The sequence below is a fragment of the Acinetobacter gyllenbergii genome (assembly GCF_001682515.1).
GTDB classification, from domain to species: Bacteria; Pseudomonadota; Gammaproteobacteria; order Pseudomonadales; family Moraxellaceae; genus Acinetobacter; species Acinetobacter gyllenbergii.
In genome coordinates this window covers 120301-134852 of record NZ_KV575264.1, presented here as the reverse complement: position 1 = coordinate 134852, position 14552 = coordinate 120301, and the positions used below count along the sequence as shown (strand labels likewise).

Annotated in this window: 12 protein-coding genes; 8 read left to right on the top strand and 4 right to left on the bottom strand. The window is 40.9% G+C overall.

What is annotated here, in order from left to right:
- The first annotated feature begins 66 nt into the window (after positions 1-66).
- The gene (gene glpD / locus NG55_RS12340) at positions 67-1587 is read left to right on the top strand and encodes a glycerol-3-phosphate dehydrogenase (protein WP_065343418.1); all 1521 of its coding nucleotides are present in this window, start codon (positions 67-69) and stop codon (positions 1585-1587) included.
- A 53-nt stretch (positions 1588-1640) separates the two neighbouring features.
- On the opposite strand, the gene NG55_RS12335 is transcribed toward glpD, so the two are convergent.
- The 3 genes from NG55_RS12335 to NG55_RS12325 all read right to left on the bottom strand — a co-directional run bounded on the left by NG55_RS12335 (position 1641) and on the right by NG55_RS12325 (position 6757).
- Positions 1641-3833, bottom strand: coding sequence for a TonB-dependent siderophore receptor (locus NG55_RS12335; protein WP_065343417.1), 2193 nt, complete (start codon positions 3831-3833; stop codon positions 1641-1643).
- Between the two features lie 162 nt (positions 3834-3995).
- Complete coding sequence (locus tag NG55_RS12330; protein WP_065343416.1) at positions 3996-4703, bottom strand: hypothetical protein; 708 nt, start codon at positions 4701-4703, stop codon at positions 3996-3998.
- A 224-nt stretch (positions 4704-4927) separates the two neighbouring features.
- Positions 4928-6757: a phosphoenolpyruvate carboxykinase (GTP) gene (locus NG55_RS12325; RefSeq protein ID WP_016541219.1), complete on the bottom strand. Its 1830-nt coding sequence runs from the start codon at positions 6755-6757 to the stop codon at positions 4928-4930.
- 398 nt (positions 6758-7155) lie between these two features.
- Between NG55_RS12325 and NG55_RS12320 the strand changes: the two genes are divergently transcribed.
- The 5 genes from NG55_RS12320 to NG55_RS12300 all read left to right on the top strand — a co-directional run bounded on the left by NG55_RS12320 (position 7156) and on the right by NG55_RS12300 (position 11881).
- On the top strand, positions 7156-8094 hold the full coding sequence (locus NG55_RS12320; protein WP_016541220.1) for a diacylglycerol/lipid kinase family protein: 939 nt from the start codon (positions 7156-7158) through the stop codon (positions 8092-8094).
- Positions 8075-8842 (top strand): metallophosphoesterase family protein, encoded by a 768-nt coding sequence (locus tag NG55_RS12315; protein ID WP_023271433.1) that lies wholly within the window; start codon positions 8075-8077, stop codon positions 8840-8842. The genes NG55_RS12320 and NG55_RS12315 overlap by 20 nt, the downstream gene beginning before the upstream one ends.
- A gap of 175 nt (positions 8843-9017) precedes the next feature.
- On the top strand, positions 9018-9308 hold the full coding sequence (locus NG55_RS12310; protein ID WP_004801462.1) for a co-chaperone GroES: 291 nt from the start codon (positions 9018-9020) through the stop codon (positions 9306-9308).
- Between the two features lie 58 nt (positions 9309-9366).
- A complete protein-coding gene (gene groL / locus NG55_RS12305) occupies positions 9367-11001 on the top strand; it encodes a chaperonin GroEL (protein WP_016541222.1) in 1635 nt (544 codons plus the stop codon).
- A gap of 142 nt (positions 11002-11143) precedes the next feature.
- Positions 11144-11881, top strand: a complete 738-nt coding sequence (locus tag NG55_RS12300; protein ID WP_065343415.1) for a porin family protein — start codon at positions 11144-11146, stop codon at positions 11879-11881.
- 57 nt (positions 11882-11938) lie between these two features.
- Here NG55_RS12300 and NG55_RS12295 read toward each other — a convergent pair whose 3' ends face one another.
- A complete protein-coding gene (locus tag NG55_RS12295) occupies positions 11939-12313 on the bottom strand; it encodes a diacylglycerol kinase (protein WP_016541234.1) in 375 nt (124 codons plus the stop codon).
- Between the two features lie 190 nt (positions 12314-12503).
- Between NG55_RS12295 and NG55_RS12290 the strand changes: the two genes are divergently transcribed.
- Positions 12504-13571, top strand: coding sequence for a 4-phosphoerythronate dehydrogenase (locus NG55_RS12290; protein WP_065343414.1), 1068 nt, complete (start codon positions 12504-12506; stop codon positions 13569-13571).
- Entirely contained in the window at positions 13568-14551 is a 984-nt protein-coding gene (gene epmA / locus NG55_RS12285; RefSeq protein WP_065343413.1) for an EF-P lysine aminoacylase EpmA, read from the top strand. Before NG55_RS12290 ends, epmA begins: the two co-directional genes overlap by 4 nt.
- Position 14552: the final 1 nt, after the last annotated feature.

The following is a 14552-nucleotide window of genomic DNA, read 5'->3' as shown; positions in this document are numbered from 1 at the left end:
TGTTTGTTTTCATTTTACATGTTTAAATGTTCGTTATTGAACAATAATGAAAATTTGCGGTGACTTATGCAAACTTCTCCTCAGTCAAATGACAAAATATACGACCTTGCTGTGATCGGTGGTGGTATCAATGGTGTTGGTATCGCAGCAGATGCTTCGGGTCGTGGCTTATCTGTATTCCTATGTGAAAAAGATGACTTGGCCAGCCATACATCTTCTGCAAGCAGTAAATTGATTCATGGTGGTTTACGCTACCTTGAACATAAAGAGTTTCGCTTGGTGCGTGAAGCCTTGGCTGAACGCGAAGTATTGTTGGCAAAAGCACCCCACATTATCCGTCCAATGCGTTTTATCATGCCGCATCGTCCACATTTGCGTCCAGCATGGTTGATTCGTACTGGATTGTTCTTTTACGATCACTTGGGCAAGCGTGAAAAACTATTGGGTTCGAACAACGTTTATTTTAAAGAAGACAGTCCATTAAATACTGCAATTACTCGTGGTTTTGAATATTCAGATTGTGCGGTAGATGACTCTCGCTTAGTTGTGCTAAATGCTATGCATGCCCGCGAAAAAGGCGCTGATATTGTGACACGTACTCGTTGCCTATCAGCACAGCGTGAAGGTCAATACTGGATTGTTGATTTGGAAAATGAAAAAGGTCAATTCCAGATCAAAGCCAAGGCTTTAGTGAATGCGGCTGGCCCTTGGGTGGCACAATTCATTAAGCAAGATTTACAGCTTAAATCACCGTATGGCATTCGTTTGATTCAAGGTAGTCATATCATTGTGCCGAAGCTGTATGAAGGTGATAAAGCCTTTATCATGCAGAATGATGACCGTCGTATTGTGTTCGCAATTCCGTATTTAGACCAATACACCATGATTGGTACCACGGATCGTGAGTATCAAGGTGATCCTGCGCAAGTCAAAATTACCCAAGAAGAAATTGATTACTTAATTGAAGTAAGTAATGCACACTTTAAGAGCCAATTGACACAAGCTGATATTATTTCGACTTTTGCTGGTGTACGCCCATTATGTGATGATGAGTCGGACAATCCATCTGCAATTACCCGTGATTATACTTTGGCTTTATCGCAAGAATCGGAAGATCAAGCCCCATTACTGTCTGTGTTTGGCGGTAAGTTAACCACGTATCGTAAGTTGGCTGAGTCTGCCATGCAGCAACTCAAAGCTTTCTTCCCTGAGATGAAGGGCAGTTGGACCGCAACAGAAGCTTTGCCTGGTGGCGAAAATATGGCATCTGCTGAGCAGTTGGCAAATGAAATCCGTGCACAAGTGACGGATACGTCTGAAGCGTTAGCAAAACGTTGGGCATCTGCTTATGGTTCACGTATTTGGAATATTTTAGGTGAGGCAACGTCGGTTGAGCAGTTAGGTCAGCATTTTGGTCAAGGTTTGTATGCCAAAGAAGTGGACTATTTATGCCGCTTTGAGTGGGTAACGACCAGTCAAGATATTTTGTGGAGACGTTCTAAATTGGGTCTCAACTTTGCACCAACTGAAATTGAAAGCTTAGATGCCTATTTAGCAAATAAGCCAAATACCACGGTTGCGGCTTAAAAGTTTTCAATAAAAAAGCCCCTTTGAATAAGGGGCTTTTTTATTGAGCTTAATTAGTACTTGAAGCGGAATGCTACAGTGTAATTGGCGGGTGCGCCATAGAAGGCTTGTCCATCAGTAAAGCTGTTTAAATATGTTTTATTCGTAACATTATTGGCATTGGCTTGAATAGAAAGATTTGGACTAATGTCATAGCTTGCCATCAAATTGAGCAGTGCATAATCACTTTGTTTAAGATAAGTACTATAGCTTGGGTCAAAACGGGTGATTTTACTTTGCCATTTCACACCTGCACCGACTTTTAATTTTGGTAGCTGAGCAGGGGAGTAGGTCGTTAATAGATTAAAGCTTTGTGTTGGGTTGTAAGTTCGTGCAGCTCCGCCATTCTTCAGATCTTGCAGGCTAAACTGGGTATAGCCGAGAGAAACATTGACTTGATCTGTTAATTGTCCGGCTAAACCAACTTCTACACCTTGTGAGCGCAAGTCACTAATTTCAACTTTACGATTGATCGAAGGATTATCGGTTGAGCGAAGCGGATAGTTATTTTCCTCGGTTCTAAATACAGCCAGTGTCCCAGTAAGCTTGTTGTCTAGCCAAGAACTCTTAAAGCCGACTTCATAGCTTTTACCTTCAATTGGATCCGCAACTTTGCCCGTTGCTTTGTCAACGGCGGTTTGTGGGCGGAAAATCGAGGTATAACTCATATAACCGGTATATTCAGGAGTGAAGTTATAGGTAATGCCTGCATAAGGTGAAACTTTATTTTCATCGTAAACCATAGGTGCATCGTAACTTATGCCTTCGCTCTTGGCTTGGACGTAATTTGCACCGAGGGTTAATTTTAAATCCTCATTGAAGTGTAGGCGTGTCGCTGCATAAATTGATTGATTGCGTTGTGTATAGTCAGCTGTTTTTGTAAATGCGCCCCAAGACACATTACTTGGTGTCCAACTTGCCCAGTCTGTTGTACATTGGGCTTCGTAAGTATTTGGGCTTGTACCACGTACACATGTGCCAATATTACTGTCTTGAATATCGCCTACAATTTGAGCATCATTTTGTTTGCTCTGGGTAAAGCTATAGCCAATAATGGCTTCGTGTTGTTGACCAAATAATTCAAATTTTCCATTTAGATTAAGATCAACACTGTGTTGTTTGTTTTTTTCATGAAAGCCCTTGGCGGTAAGATCGACATCTGCGCCGTTTGCCATCGGATAACCATAATAGTAGAGCAGTCGGCTGTCGCGATTTTTTTCATTATAGTTATAGTTTAGGTTGGCTGACCAGGACTCGGAAAGTTTCTGTTTGAGTTCAAAGAAAGCATTTCGAGATGTGTTGTCCCAATAGGCCCAATCTGGATTAGGGTTGTAAGAGCGATCATAACTGATTTGTTTACCATTTGAATCCATTAATGGTAAAGCACCCCAGTTATTGGCATTGGGCTTATTTTTTTCTTGGCTAGCTCCTACTGTGAATAAGGTGGAGTCACTTAGATCGGCTTCTAAAATTCCTGCAATGCCATTTTTCTCAGAAGAATAGCGGTCTAAGTGAGAATCACCAGTTTGTTGGAAACCAGATATACGACCACGTACAGCACCATTTGATGACAGACTACCTGAGGCATCGGCCTCATAACGTTGCGTATCCCATGAGCCATAGCTCAGCCCAGCATTGGCTTGGAATGCTTTGGTGGGGCGTTTACGGATATAGTTGATGGTTGCGCTTGGATCACCAAAAGCATTGGTGAGTGCATCCGCACCTTTAATCACTTCAATGCGATCATAAAAATAGCTGTCTGGATTGGTGTCGTTATAATTCCATTCGCCTGAAGGAAATCCAATCCCATCAACCAAAATGTTGGAAATTTCAAAACCACGTGCCATATAAACAGAGCGTTCGGTTTCAAGGGAATTAACCGTCACGCCTGGGGTATTGTTGAGCACATCTCTAGAACTGGTTAAGCCAAAATCTTCTATTTGTTGGCGTGTTACTACATTAATTGTTTGTGGGATTTCTTTGGCTTCAATATCGAGTTTGGTGGCGCTTGCACTATTTTTAATAGCATATGCTTTGGTTTTTTCACTGGCATCGCTGTCTTGTGATGCTTGAACTTTGATGGTTGGAAGTTGTTGTGATCCTTCCTCAAGTGCATGACTGTATGAACTGATGCTGACGAATGTGGAGATGGCTAAAAAAAGAGGGGTGCGTTTGAATAGCGGGGAGAAGCTCATATCTACAACCATGTAAATGAGAAATATTATTGTTATAATTATTGTTAATGTTTGTTGGTTTTGCAATTTATTTCGTCTGAAGCTCGATAGAATTACTGACTCCGAGTTTGAGGCTTAATAGGAATTTTCGAAAAGAGAGTAAGAAAAAGGCCGCAGAAGCGACCTATGAGCAAGTTATGTCCAATCAAAGGTAAATAGGACGCGTCGAGTTTCGGGTTGATAAAACATCAAGATATTGTCGGCACCATGATTGCAATATTCCCAACCCGATGCGGAGGCAATAAAATAGTAACGCCGTTCGTGTTGATCAACGATCTGTACAAAACAATTGTCATCTTGTTCAATATTTTGCAGTTTAAGCTGTTCCTCAATTGGGTAGCACCAGTTACCGTATTCAGCATCACCACCCAGTTGATTGAGTAAAATGGTGGGTTCTTTATTTTGATAATTGACATCAGATGTACTAATCACTCTTTTTTGTTCTAAGAAGCGTTGTTTGACCTGTCGAAAATCTTCATGCATTTCTTGGCTATGAGTCAAAACTTCAGCGTATAAAGGGTGATTTTTATTTTCTAAAATAAAATAGTGTTGATCAGCCAGCCAATGATATTGAGACTGCTCATCCAACTGTAAAATAAACCAATTTTCATGCGCAAATTGATTATAGAACTCAGCAGTTTCTGAGCCGATGTAGCACTCATAAGGCTCAATTGGATTGACTAAATGGATCCAGCCTTGCCATTCGGGATTGACCTGAGCAAGGTCAATCGAAATGAGGGGGAGTAAATGCTTTGCCAGAAAAGCGTCTTTGGCTGTAAAAACAGTGCCTGAGTCTGGGAGTAATTTTAAAAAATCTTGTGCGGTTGTAAGGTCTTGTTGCATAACTTTTTCCTGCTTAAATGGATAAGATACGGATCTCTTTATATTTTTTAATGGACTTTTGCTGGCATCTTAAAGTCTTCATTTATTCATCTTCGCTGGATGAAAATCACTTTTGAGGCTGTTAGTTTATTATAGTTTTGCAATTTAAGATGATAAAAAAGGCCGCCGTAGCGACCTTTTAATCTCCCTGAATCCCTCTTTAATAAAGAGGGAAATTAAGGTGCTTAAGCAGATTTAACAGCTGCTAATAATTCATTTTGACGATCTTTAAGTGCTTGAGGTAAGCGAGCGCCAAGTTTAGTGAATAACTCAGTGTGGCTTTCAAGTTCTTTGATCCATTGATCTTTATCTTGCGCTGTTACGGTATTGAATTGCTCTTTAGAGAAATCGATACCAGTCCAGTTCAACTGTTCGTAAGTTGGAACCAAACCGATTGGTGTTTCAGTCGCATCAGCACGGCCTTCACAACGATCAATGATCCATTCAAGAACACGCATGTTTTGACCGAAACCAGGCCATACGAAGTTGCCTTCAGCATCACGACGGAACCAGTTTACGTTGAAGATTTTTGGTAATTTATTACCAGCAGCTTCAGCTTTTTCGCCTACTTTTTTACCCATGTCTAACCAGTGACCGAAGTAATCAGCCATGTTATAACCCGCAAATGGAAGCATTGCGAATGGGTCACGACGAACGATACCTTGTTGGCCAACAGCCGCCGCAGTGGTTTCAGAGCCCATGGTTGCAGCTTTATAAACGCCATCAACCCAGTCAAATGCTTCAGAAACTAAAGGCACTGTATCTGCACGACGACCACCGAAGATGAATGCAGAGATTGGTACGCCTGCTGGATTTTCCCAGTCAGCGTCAATTGAAGGGCATTGACCCGCAGAAACGGTAAAGCGTGAGTTTGGATGCGCTGCTTTTTCGCCTTCAACGTATGGTTGACCTTTCCAAGTGATCAGGTCTGCTGGAACTTCTTTAGTCAGACCTTCCCACCATACTTCGCCATCTTTAGTCACTGCAACGTTGGTGTAAATCACATCTTTATGCATGGTTGCGATACAGTTCGGGTTAGTCTTGGTATTTGTACCAGGCGCAACACCGAAGAAACCAGCTTCTGGATTGATTGCATATAAACGACCATCTTCACCTGGTTTAATCCAAGCAATATCGTCACCTACAGTTTCGATCTTCCAGCCTTCGTAGCCTGCTGGTGGAATTAACATTGCAAAGTTGGTTTTACCACAAGCAGAAGGGAATGCTGCTGCGATGTAGTGTTTTTCACCTTGCGGATTGGTCACGCCTAAAATAAGCATGTGTTCAGCTAACCAGCCTTGCTCACGACCCATTGCAGAAGCAATACGTAATGCTAAGCATTTTTTGCCTAGAAGTGCATTACCGCCGTAGCCAGAACCGTAAGACCAGATTTCACGTGTTTCTGGGTAATGAACGATGTATTTTTCATTGTTACATGGCCAAGCAACATCTTTCTCGCCATCTTTAAGTGGCGCAGCAACGGTATGTACGCATGGGATAAACTCGCCATCTGTACCTAACACGTCATAAACTGCTTTGCCCATACGTGCCATTTTTGTCATGCTGACAGCAACGTAAGGAGAATCTGTTAACTCAATACCGATGTGAGCAATGTGGCTTCCTAAAGGACCCATCGAGAAGGGAACCACATACATGGTACGGCCTTCCATTGCACCGTCAAATAATCCATTTAATTTTGCGCGCATCTCAGCAGGAGCAACCCAGTTATTGGTTGCGCCAGCATCTTCTTGATTTTGAGAGCAGATATAAGTGCGATCTTCAACACGAGCAACGTCAGAAGGGTCAGAATTTGCAAGATAAGAACCAGGATGTTTTTCTTGGTTGAGCTTTTGCATGGTGCCGTTAGCGATCATCAAGTCCATTAGACGTTGATATTCCTCTTCGCTTCCGTCACACCATTCGATTTTTGCTGGTTTGGTTAATTTTGCAATTTCTTCCACCCATGCAATAAGCTTAGGGTGACGAACGAATTCTGGTGCGTTCACTTGGGTCATGGTGATGCCTTTTTAAAGTGTGTACAACGTACAAATTCTATCTACTGGATGGCAGTAAGACAGATGAAGTAAAAAAAGTGGCTGTATTAAAGCATAAAATCATAAAAAATATAAGACTAAAGAATAGGTGGTACTGTTAATGCAAAAATGTATATTTAATTTTATATAGTTGTTTTTTATCAGTTTTTATATTTTATATTTTACTATTTTGTTTATTTATATATGTTATTTTTGTTATAAATCACCAATAAAAACAATAGCTTGATTTTATTTTTATTTTTATGAGAATTGTTATTGATTATATGAATGAAGCTCATTCAAAATTTACATAAACAAGCTTTTATTTGTTGATTTTGTAAACAAAAATATGATTATTCTCGCCCTAGAGGTTGATGTTCATGAGCCAAAATTTAAAGCCTTTATCGATTATTTATAACCAAAAATCAGGATTCCATGCTGCGCAGCAAGATGAAGAATATGAACGCCTCATGACTTTGTGGACGCAATATGGATTTGAGATACAGGTGTTTGAGCTTAACCCACAGATCAACTTTGAAGAAATGATGGCAACGGTTTTAGTTCGACATCAGCAAGCGGATTTACGTGGCGTCGTCGTTGCGGCAGGAGGAGACGGTACACTGAATGCCGTAGCAAAAAAGTTAATGCATACGGATATCCCAATGGGAATTATGCCATTGGGGACATTTAACTATGTGGCTCGGGCATTGAATATTCCAATTGATGTTGCTCAGGCTGCAGCAGTAATTGCGACTGGAGCGATACAAGAAGTCCATGTTGCTGCAATCAATGACCAGATCTATCTGAATAATGCGAGCTTAGGGCTCTATCCCTTATTTATAAAAAAGCGGGAACGCTATAATCAACGTTTTGGGCGATTCCCTTTGAATGCATATACATCCGGCTTAGATGTATTGCTGCGTGAATATAAATCTTTAAAACTTGCGGTAACCATTGATGAGCAGCAATATCCCGTTGCGACACCTTTGGCTTTTTTTGGTAATAACCAACTACAACTGAGTGATATGAAATTAAGGATTGCAGAGTGTGCTGCACATGGCAAGTTAGCAGGGGTTGTTGTTGCTAAAAGTGACCGTCTCAGTTTAATGAAAATGTTATGGAAATTGGTTCAGGGTAAAATTGATCAAGCTTCGGATGTGTATTCATTTTGTGCCGAACATATACAGGTGAACTGTAAAAAGCCAAAATTAACGGTGGCAATAGATGGAGAGCTTATGGAGATGGACACGCCATTAAAATTTTCAGTTAAAAAATCAGCTTTAAAAGTGATGGTTCCGAATGCTGTTACATCTGTCTGATCTGCATTTCGGTACTGAACGTGAAGGCTGCATTCAAGCGATAAAGCAATTTTGCCAGCAACATCGCCCAGAAGCCATCGTGGTGAGTGGAGATTTGACACAACGTGCGCGTTTTAAGCAGTTTTATGCATGTCGGCAATTTCTAGACTCTCTCAATCTTCCTTATATTGTTGTCCCTGGTAATCATGATATTCCGCTGTATCATGTCTGGAATCGTTTTTTCTCTCCCTTTGTGCGTTATCAGGCATTTTTTGGCCGCTTAGAAACAACTTTAGAAACTGAACATTTTTATATAGTGGGAATGAACAGTATTCGGCGGAGATATCATACGCGTGGGCATATTTCGCTTGATCAAATTCATGAAACCTATGAAAAGCTCAATCATGCACCTGCGAATAAACTAAAACTGGTGGTTTTTCATCAGCCCTTTTATACCTTTCCGAATGAGCATGGTGATAAAGATTGCCCTGTACTTGGAAAAATTGCTTTAGAACGTTGGGGGGCAACTGGTTTATTCGGTCTATTACATGGGCATTTACATAAAGTTGCTGTACATGATTTAAATCAAATTTTTCAGTTAGGATTTGATCACCCAATTTTAGATATCCATGCGGGGACAGCGACTTCAAATCGACTACGCTTTGGATTAACCAATAGTTTTAATGTGATTTCAGATGATGGAAAGATTGAGCATTATTGGTTTGATGAGAAAGAACAAATCTTTGTCCCATCTCAAATTGTTGTTTAATTCAGCAGCTTTCGTTGTTGTGTTTAAAAAAACATCTAATAAGTACAATTTTTTTTCTTTTGCCCCTTGAAGCTATTTTTTTCAACCCCACAAAAGTGGCATATCAAAATTTTATGTATTGCCATGCATTGGCGATACACATTAATCAAAAAGACTAAGTCTGATGGAGTTAACTATGAGCAACATTCGTCCATTACATGATCGTGTTGTGATTCGTCGCGTAGAAGAAGAAACTAAAACGGCTGGTGGTATTTTACTTCCAGGTTCTGCTGCTGAAAAACCATCGCAAGGTGAAGTAATCGCAGTAGGTAATGGTCAAATCACTGACAACGGTATTCGTGCTTTAGACGTTAAAGTTGGCGACAAAGTATTGTTTGGTACTTATGCGGGTACAACGGTAAAAGTAAGCGGTGAAGAGCTCTTGATCATGAAAGAGTCTGACATCTTAGCGGTACTTGAAGGCTAATCGGCACATAACTCACAAATTATCAGATACAGTAATTTAAAAAGATTCGGAGTTTCACATGTCAGCTAAAGACGTAAAATTTGGTGATTCAGCTCGCTCAAAAATGATTGCAGGCGTAAACACACTTGCAGATGCAGTAAAAGTTACTTTAGGTCCTAAAGGCCGTAACGTTGTCATCGATCGTTCTTTCGGTGCACCACACATCACTAAAGATGGTGTAACAGTTGCGAAAGAAATTTCATTGAAAGACAAGTTTGAAAACATGGGTGCTCAGCTTGTTCGTGAAGTGTCTTCTAAAACTAATGACATCGCGGGTGACGGTACAACAACGGCAACTGTACTTGCTCAAGCCATCTTAAATGAAGGGATCAAATCAGTGACTGCTGGTATGAACCCAATGGATTTAAAACGTGGTATCGACATCGCTGTAAAAACAGTTGTTGAAAATATCCGTACCAATGCAAAACCAGCGGATGATTTCAAAGCAATTGAACAAGTGGGTTCAATCTCTGCGAACTCTGATACAACTGTAGGTAAACTGATCGCTCAAGCGATGGAAAAAGTCGGTAAAGAAGGTGTTATCACTGTAGAAGAAGGTTCTGGCTTCGAAGACGCTTTAGATGTTGTAGAAGGTATGCAGTTCGACCGTGGTTATATCTCTCCATATTTTGCGAACAAGCAAGATACTTTAACTGCGGAACTTGAAAATCCATTCATCCTTCTTGTTGATAAAAAAATCAGCAATATCCGTGAATTGATTACGGTATTAGAAGCTGTTGCTAAAACAGGTAAACCACTGCTTATCATCGCTGAAGATGTTGAAGGCGAAGCGCTTGCGACACTTGTTGTGAACAACATGCGCGGTATTATCAAAGTATGTGCGGTTAAAGCACCTGGTTTTGGTGATCGTCGTAAAGCAATGCTTCAAGACATCGCGATCTTGACTGGCGCGACTGTGATTTCTGAAGAAGTCGGCATGTCTTTAGAACAAGCTTCTCTTCAAGATCTAGGTACTGCACACAAAATCACTGTTTCTAAAGAGAATACTGTGATTGTTGATGGTGCTGGTAATGCTGCACAAATCGCTGAACGTGTTCAACAGATCCGTGCGCAAATCGAAGAATCTACTTCTGAATATGACAAAGAAAAACTTCAAGAACGCGTTGCTAAATTAGCAGGCGGTGTTGCAGTCATCAAAATTGGTGCGGCAACTGAAGTTGAAATGAAAGAGAAGAAAGACCGTGTAGACGATGCACTTCATGCAACTCGCGCAGCAGTTGAGGAAGGTGTTGTTGCGGGTGGTGGTGTTGCTCTGGTACGTGCTGTAAACGTATTGGATGGCTTAAAAGGTGCAAACGAAGATCAAACTGCGGGTATCAACATTTTACGCCGTGCGATTGAAGCGCCACTTCGTCAAATTGTTGCAAACGCAGGTGATGAGCCTTCAGTTGTAATTAACGCGGTGAAAGGTGGTGAAGGTAACTTTGGTTATAACGCTGCAACTGGTGAATATGGCGATATGTTAGAGATGGGTATTCTTGACCCTGCTAAAGTAACGCGTTCTGCACTTGAACACGCAGCTTCTGTTGCTGGTTTGATGTTAACCACAGAATGTATGATTACTGATATCCCAGAAGATAAACCTGCTGCTCCAGATATGGGCGGCATGGGTGGTATGGGCGGCATGATGTAATACATCTAAGTCTAGATCAAAAAAATCCCTGCATATGCAGGGATTTTTTACGTTTGTAGAATGGTAAAAGCCAAGATAATACGCTAATTCATATTTATAACTTTAAAAATTTAATAGAACATAAATTGCTGGGAGCCTATACATGTATAAATCTTGCTGTTTCATTGTGATATGCAGTCTATCGGGATTCCAAGCCCATGCTGAAAGCATTAAAGAATCTTTTGCGGGGGAGACCAAAGTCTTTTTGAATATCTATGGATTTGCTGCCGATATTGATGGAGTGATTGGCTATCAAGGTTTGAACTATCAACTTGATCAGCCCTTCAAAGATACAGCTGATGCCCTTGATCAGGCTCTCATGGGACATTTAGAAATAAATAAAGGCAAGTGGGGGATTTTCTCTGATATTCAATATGTGAAAACTGAAGAGAAAAAACAAGTTTATTCATTTCCTGTGGTTTTATCGACTAAAGTTAATCTTAGTAATTTAGGTATTTATTACCGAGCCTATGAACAATTTCCCGATGGTCAGGGGCTGGTTATTGAGCCGAGTTTAGGTGTGAATTATACCGACTTAGAAGGTGTGTTAGGGGCGTTGGGTAAGCAAGTTTCTGTTGGAGAGGATTGGTATGAATATTTTGGTGGAGTAAGGCTTCGCTACAATAATGATTCACCTTGGAATCTTGCTGCTCAATATACCTATGGTACGGAACAGACTCAAATCGCACAGGCATATTTAGGTTATCGTCAAAAAGTATTTACAGCACCTGTAAACTTTAGAGTGGGTTACCGTTATGTATCCCAAGATTATAAAAATGGCAGTGTTAAATGGGATACGGTACAACAAGGTCCTGTCATTGGTATCGGGGTTGGATTCTAAGCCGATGAAATAAATGAAGAGAAGAAATAGTCATCCTGTTTCTTCTCGATCTCAAAATTATTTCAATAAAATAATCATCCATGTAAAGAAAATAATTGCTAAAGAGACAAATTGCGCGGCGCTGCCCATGTCTTTGGCATTTTTAGACAGCGGATTTTTTTCTAAAGAAACGCGATCAACCACGGCTTCAATTGCTGAGTTAAACAGTTCCACAATAATCGCCAATAAGCAGACAGCAACCATTAGGGCCTGTTCAACAGCTGAGACATGGAGGAAAAAACTGAGTGGGATGAGAATCACGTTCAGCAATAGGACTTGTCGGAAGGCGGCTTCATAGCGAAAAGCTGCTTTAAACCCAGCAACTGAATAGCCCGTTGCATTTAAAATCCGTTTAATGCCATTTTTGCCTTTATAGGGAGAGTATTGCGTCATTACGATTGAGGAATGATAGAAAGCTCTAGTATAAGAGCAAAGATGTTGCAGTAAATTGGCAATATGTCGTATGCGTGTACGAAGGTTAGACTTTTTCTGTCATTTAATCGGCACTGTGATGTATTTAAGAATTGTCAATTGGGATCACGCTAAGGATAATAAGTACAGACTTATTGAAGGACATTTCTGCATGAAAATTATCGCTGATGAAAATTTGGCATTTACCGATTATTTCTTCGCGGAATTTGCAGAAATACAACATCGGGCAGGGCGTACCCTGACCCATGTTGATGTACAGGATGCCGATGCATTGTTGGTGCGCTCTGTCACCAAAGTGAATCATGCTTTAATTGATCAAACGAAAATTAAATTTGTAGGCAGTGCTACCATTGGCACCGATCATCTAGATATTCAGGCACTCGAACAACAACATATTGCTTGGAGTAATGCCGCAGGCTGTAATGCACAAGCTGTTGCAGAATATGTGATTACTGCGTTGCTACATTTAGATATCAATCTCTTGGAAAAAAATAAAGCCTTTACTTTAGCTATTGTGGGGCTTGGCAATGTCGGTCGTCGTCTTGCTGTGATGGCGCAACTCCTTGGCTGGAATGTAGTTGGTTATGATCCTTATGTACAGCTAGCAGACATCGAAAATGTTTCTTTTGATGAACTATTAAAACGTGCTGATGCCATTTCGATTCATGTGCCCCTGACCAGATCAGGTGATTTTCCCACACAGCATTTATTTGATGCAGCTGCTTTAGCTGCAATGAAACCTTCAGCTATTTTAATCAATAGTGCGCGTGGACCCGTGATTCAACAGTCAGCATTAATGGCAGATATTGTTGCGACGCAGCGTCAAGTCGTTCTCGATGTTTTTGAGTTCGAGCCTGAAATTTCAGAACAGTTATTGGATATGTTGGCATTAGCGACCCCGCATATTGCGGGTTATAGTCTGGAAGGTAAGGCCAGAGGTACGCAGATGATTTATGAAGCCTTTTGCAATACTTTTCAGCATGAGGTATCGAAGCAATTTGAAAGCCAATTGCCAAGCGTAGAGCAGTATTTTGAACAGCAAGATTTAAAAACTGTGCTTAAACAGCATCTCACTCAAATTTATGATATTGCTGTCGATGATCAACAACTTCGTGCCTGTATCCAAGATGGCAAAGTAGAACAAACAGCATTTGATTTACTCCGTAAAAATTATCCTTTACGCCGTGAATGGGCTGCACATGGTGGACCAAAAGCATGAGTCAAGTAATGAAAAGCTACCAACCGACCTGTTCAATTGAGGCCTTAAAAGCACGTGCAGAGATGTATCACAAGATTCGTCAGTTCTTTGCACAACGTAATGTTTTGGAAGTAGAGACTCCGATTTTATCGCAGGCAGGCGTTACAGATGTACATTTGGCTTCAGTACAGGTACAGCGTCATATTCATGGCAAATTAAATACCCAGTATTTACAGACCTCGCCTGAATTTCCAATGAAACGTTTATTGGCCAGTGGCAGTGGTCCGATTTATCAAATCTGTAAAGTGTTTCGTGATGATGAGCATGGTCGTAAGCATAATAGTGAATTTACCATGTTGGAATGGTATCGACCGGGTCTGGATTTAAAAGGCTTGATGCATGAAACTGCGGAGCTGTTAGAAACCTGTTTGGTACATCGTTTTGGCGAAATTCGTCCTATTGTTCTCAGTTATAAGCATGCGTTTCAGGATCGTTTGGATATTAATCCTTTGCAAGCGAGCTTGAAACAACTCAAAGATACAGCCAATCGTGTTGGGCTTAATCTTGATTTGGGTGATGATCGTCTAGCTTATATGGATTTATTGTTCTCGCATTTTGTTGAGCCAAGTCTGGGTTTTGATGCCCCAGTATTTTTAACTGATTTTCCACCTGAAATGGCATCACTGGCAAAAGTAAAACAAGATGAGGATGGTGAATCCGTTGCAGCACGGTTTGAGGTATATATTGAGGGTTTAGAGCTAGCCAATGCCTACGATGAGCTTTTGGATGCAGGTATTTTAGCTTCTCGTTTTGACGCGGATAATGCCGAGCGTGCGAAGCAGGGTTTAGCAGTCATCCCAACTGATCAGTATCTGTTGGCAGCTTTGCCGAATATGCCAGAATGTTCGGGTATTGCCTTGGGAATTGATCGTTTGCTGATGGTGTCGATGAATCAGGTCAAAATTGACCAAGTGATTGCATTTCCTGCTGAGATTGCCTAAT

Bases quoted from the DNA above. Each gene is read 5' to 3' on its own strand.
- NG55_RS12335 (WP_065343417.1), bottom strand. From the start codon at position 3,833: ATGGTTGTAGATATGAGCTTCTCCCCGCTATTCAAACGCACCCCTCTT.
- NG55_RS12310 (WP_004801462.1), top strand. From the start codon at position 9,018: ATGAGCAACATTCGTCCATTACATGATCGTGTTGTGATTCGTCGCGTA.
- groL (WP_016541222.1), top strand. From the start codon at position 9,367: ATGTCAGCTAAAGACGTAAAATTTGGTGATTCAGCTCGCTCAAAAATG.
- epmA (WP_065343413.1), top strand. From the start codon at position 13,568: ATGAGTCAAGTAATGAAAAGCTACCAACCGACCTGTTCAATTGAGGCC.
- NG55_RS12315 (WP_023271433.1), top strand. From the start codon at position 8,075: ATGCTGTTACATCTGTCTGATCTGCATTTCGGTACTGAACGTGAAGGC.
- glpD (WP_065343418.1), top strand. From the start codon at position 67: ATGCAAACTTCTCCTCAGTCAAATGACAAAATATACGACCTTGCTGTG.
- NG55_RS12325 (WP_016541219.1), bottom strand. From the start codon at position 6,757: ATGACCCAAGTGAACGCACCAGAATTCGTTCGTCACCCTAAGCTTATT.
- NG55_RS12300 (WP_065343415.1), top strand. From the start codon at position 11,144: ATGTATAAATCTTGCTGTTTCATTGTGATATGCAGTCTATCGGGATTC.
- NG55_RS12295 (WP_016541234.1), bottom strand. From the start codon at position 12,313: ATGACGCAATACTCTCCCTATAAAGGCAAAAATGGCATTAAACGGATT.
- NG55_RS12290 (WP_065343414.1), top strand. From the start codon at position 12,504: ATGAAAATTATCGCTGATGAAAATTTGGCATTTACCGATTATTTCTTC.
- NG55_RS12330 (WP_065343416.1), bottom strand. From the start codon at position 4,703: ATGCAACAAGACCTTACAACCGCACAAGATTTTTTAAAATTACTCCCA.
- NG55_RS12320 (WP_016541220.1), top strand. From the start codon at position 7,156: ATGAGCCAAAATTTAAAGCCTTTATCGATTATTTATAACCAAAAATCA.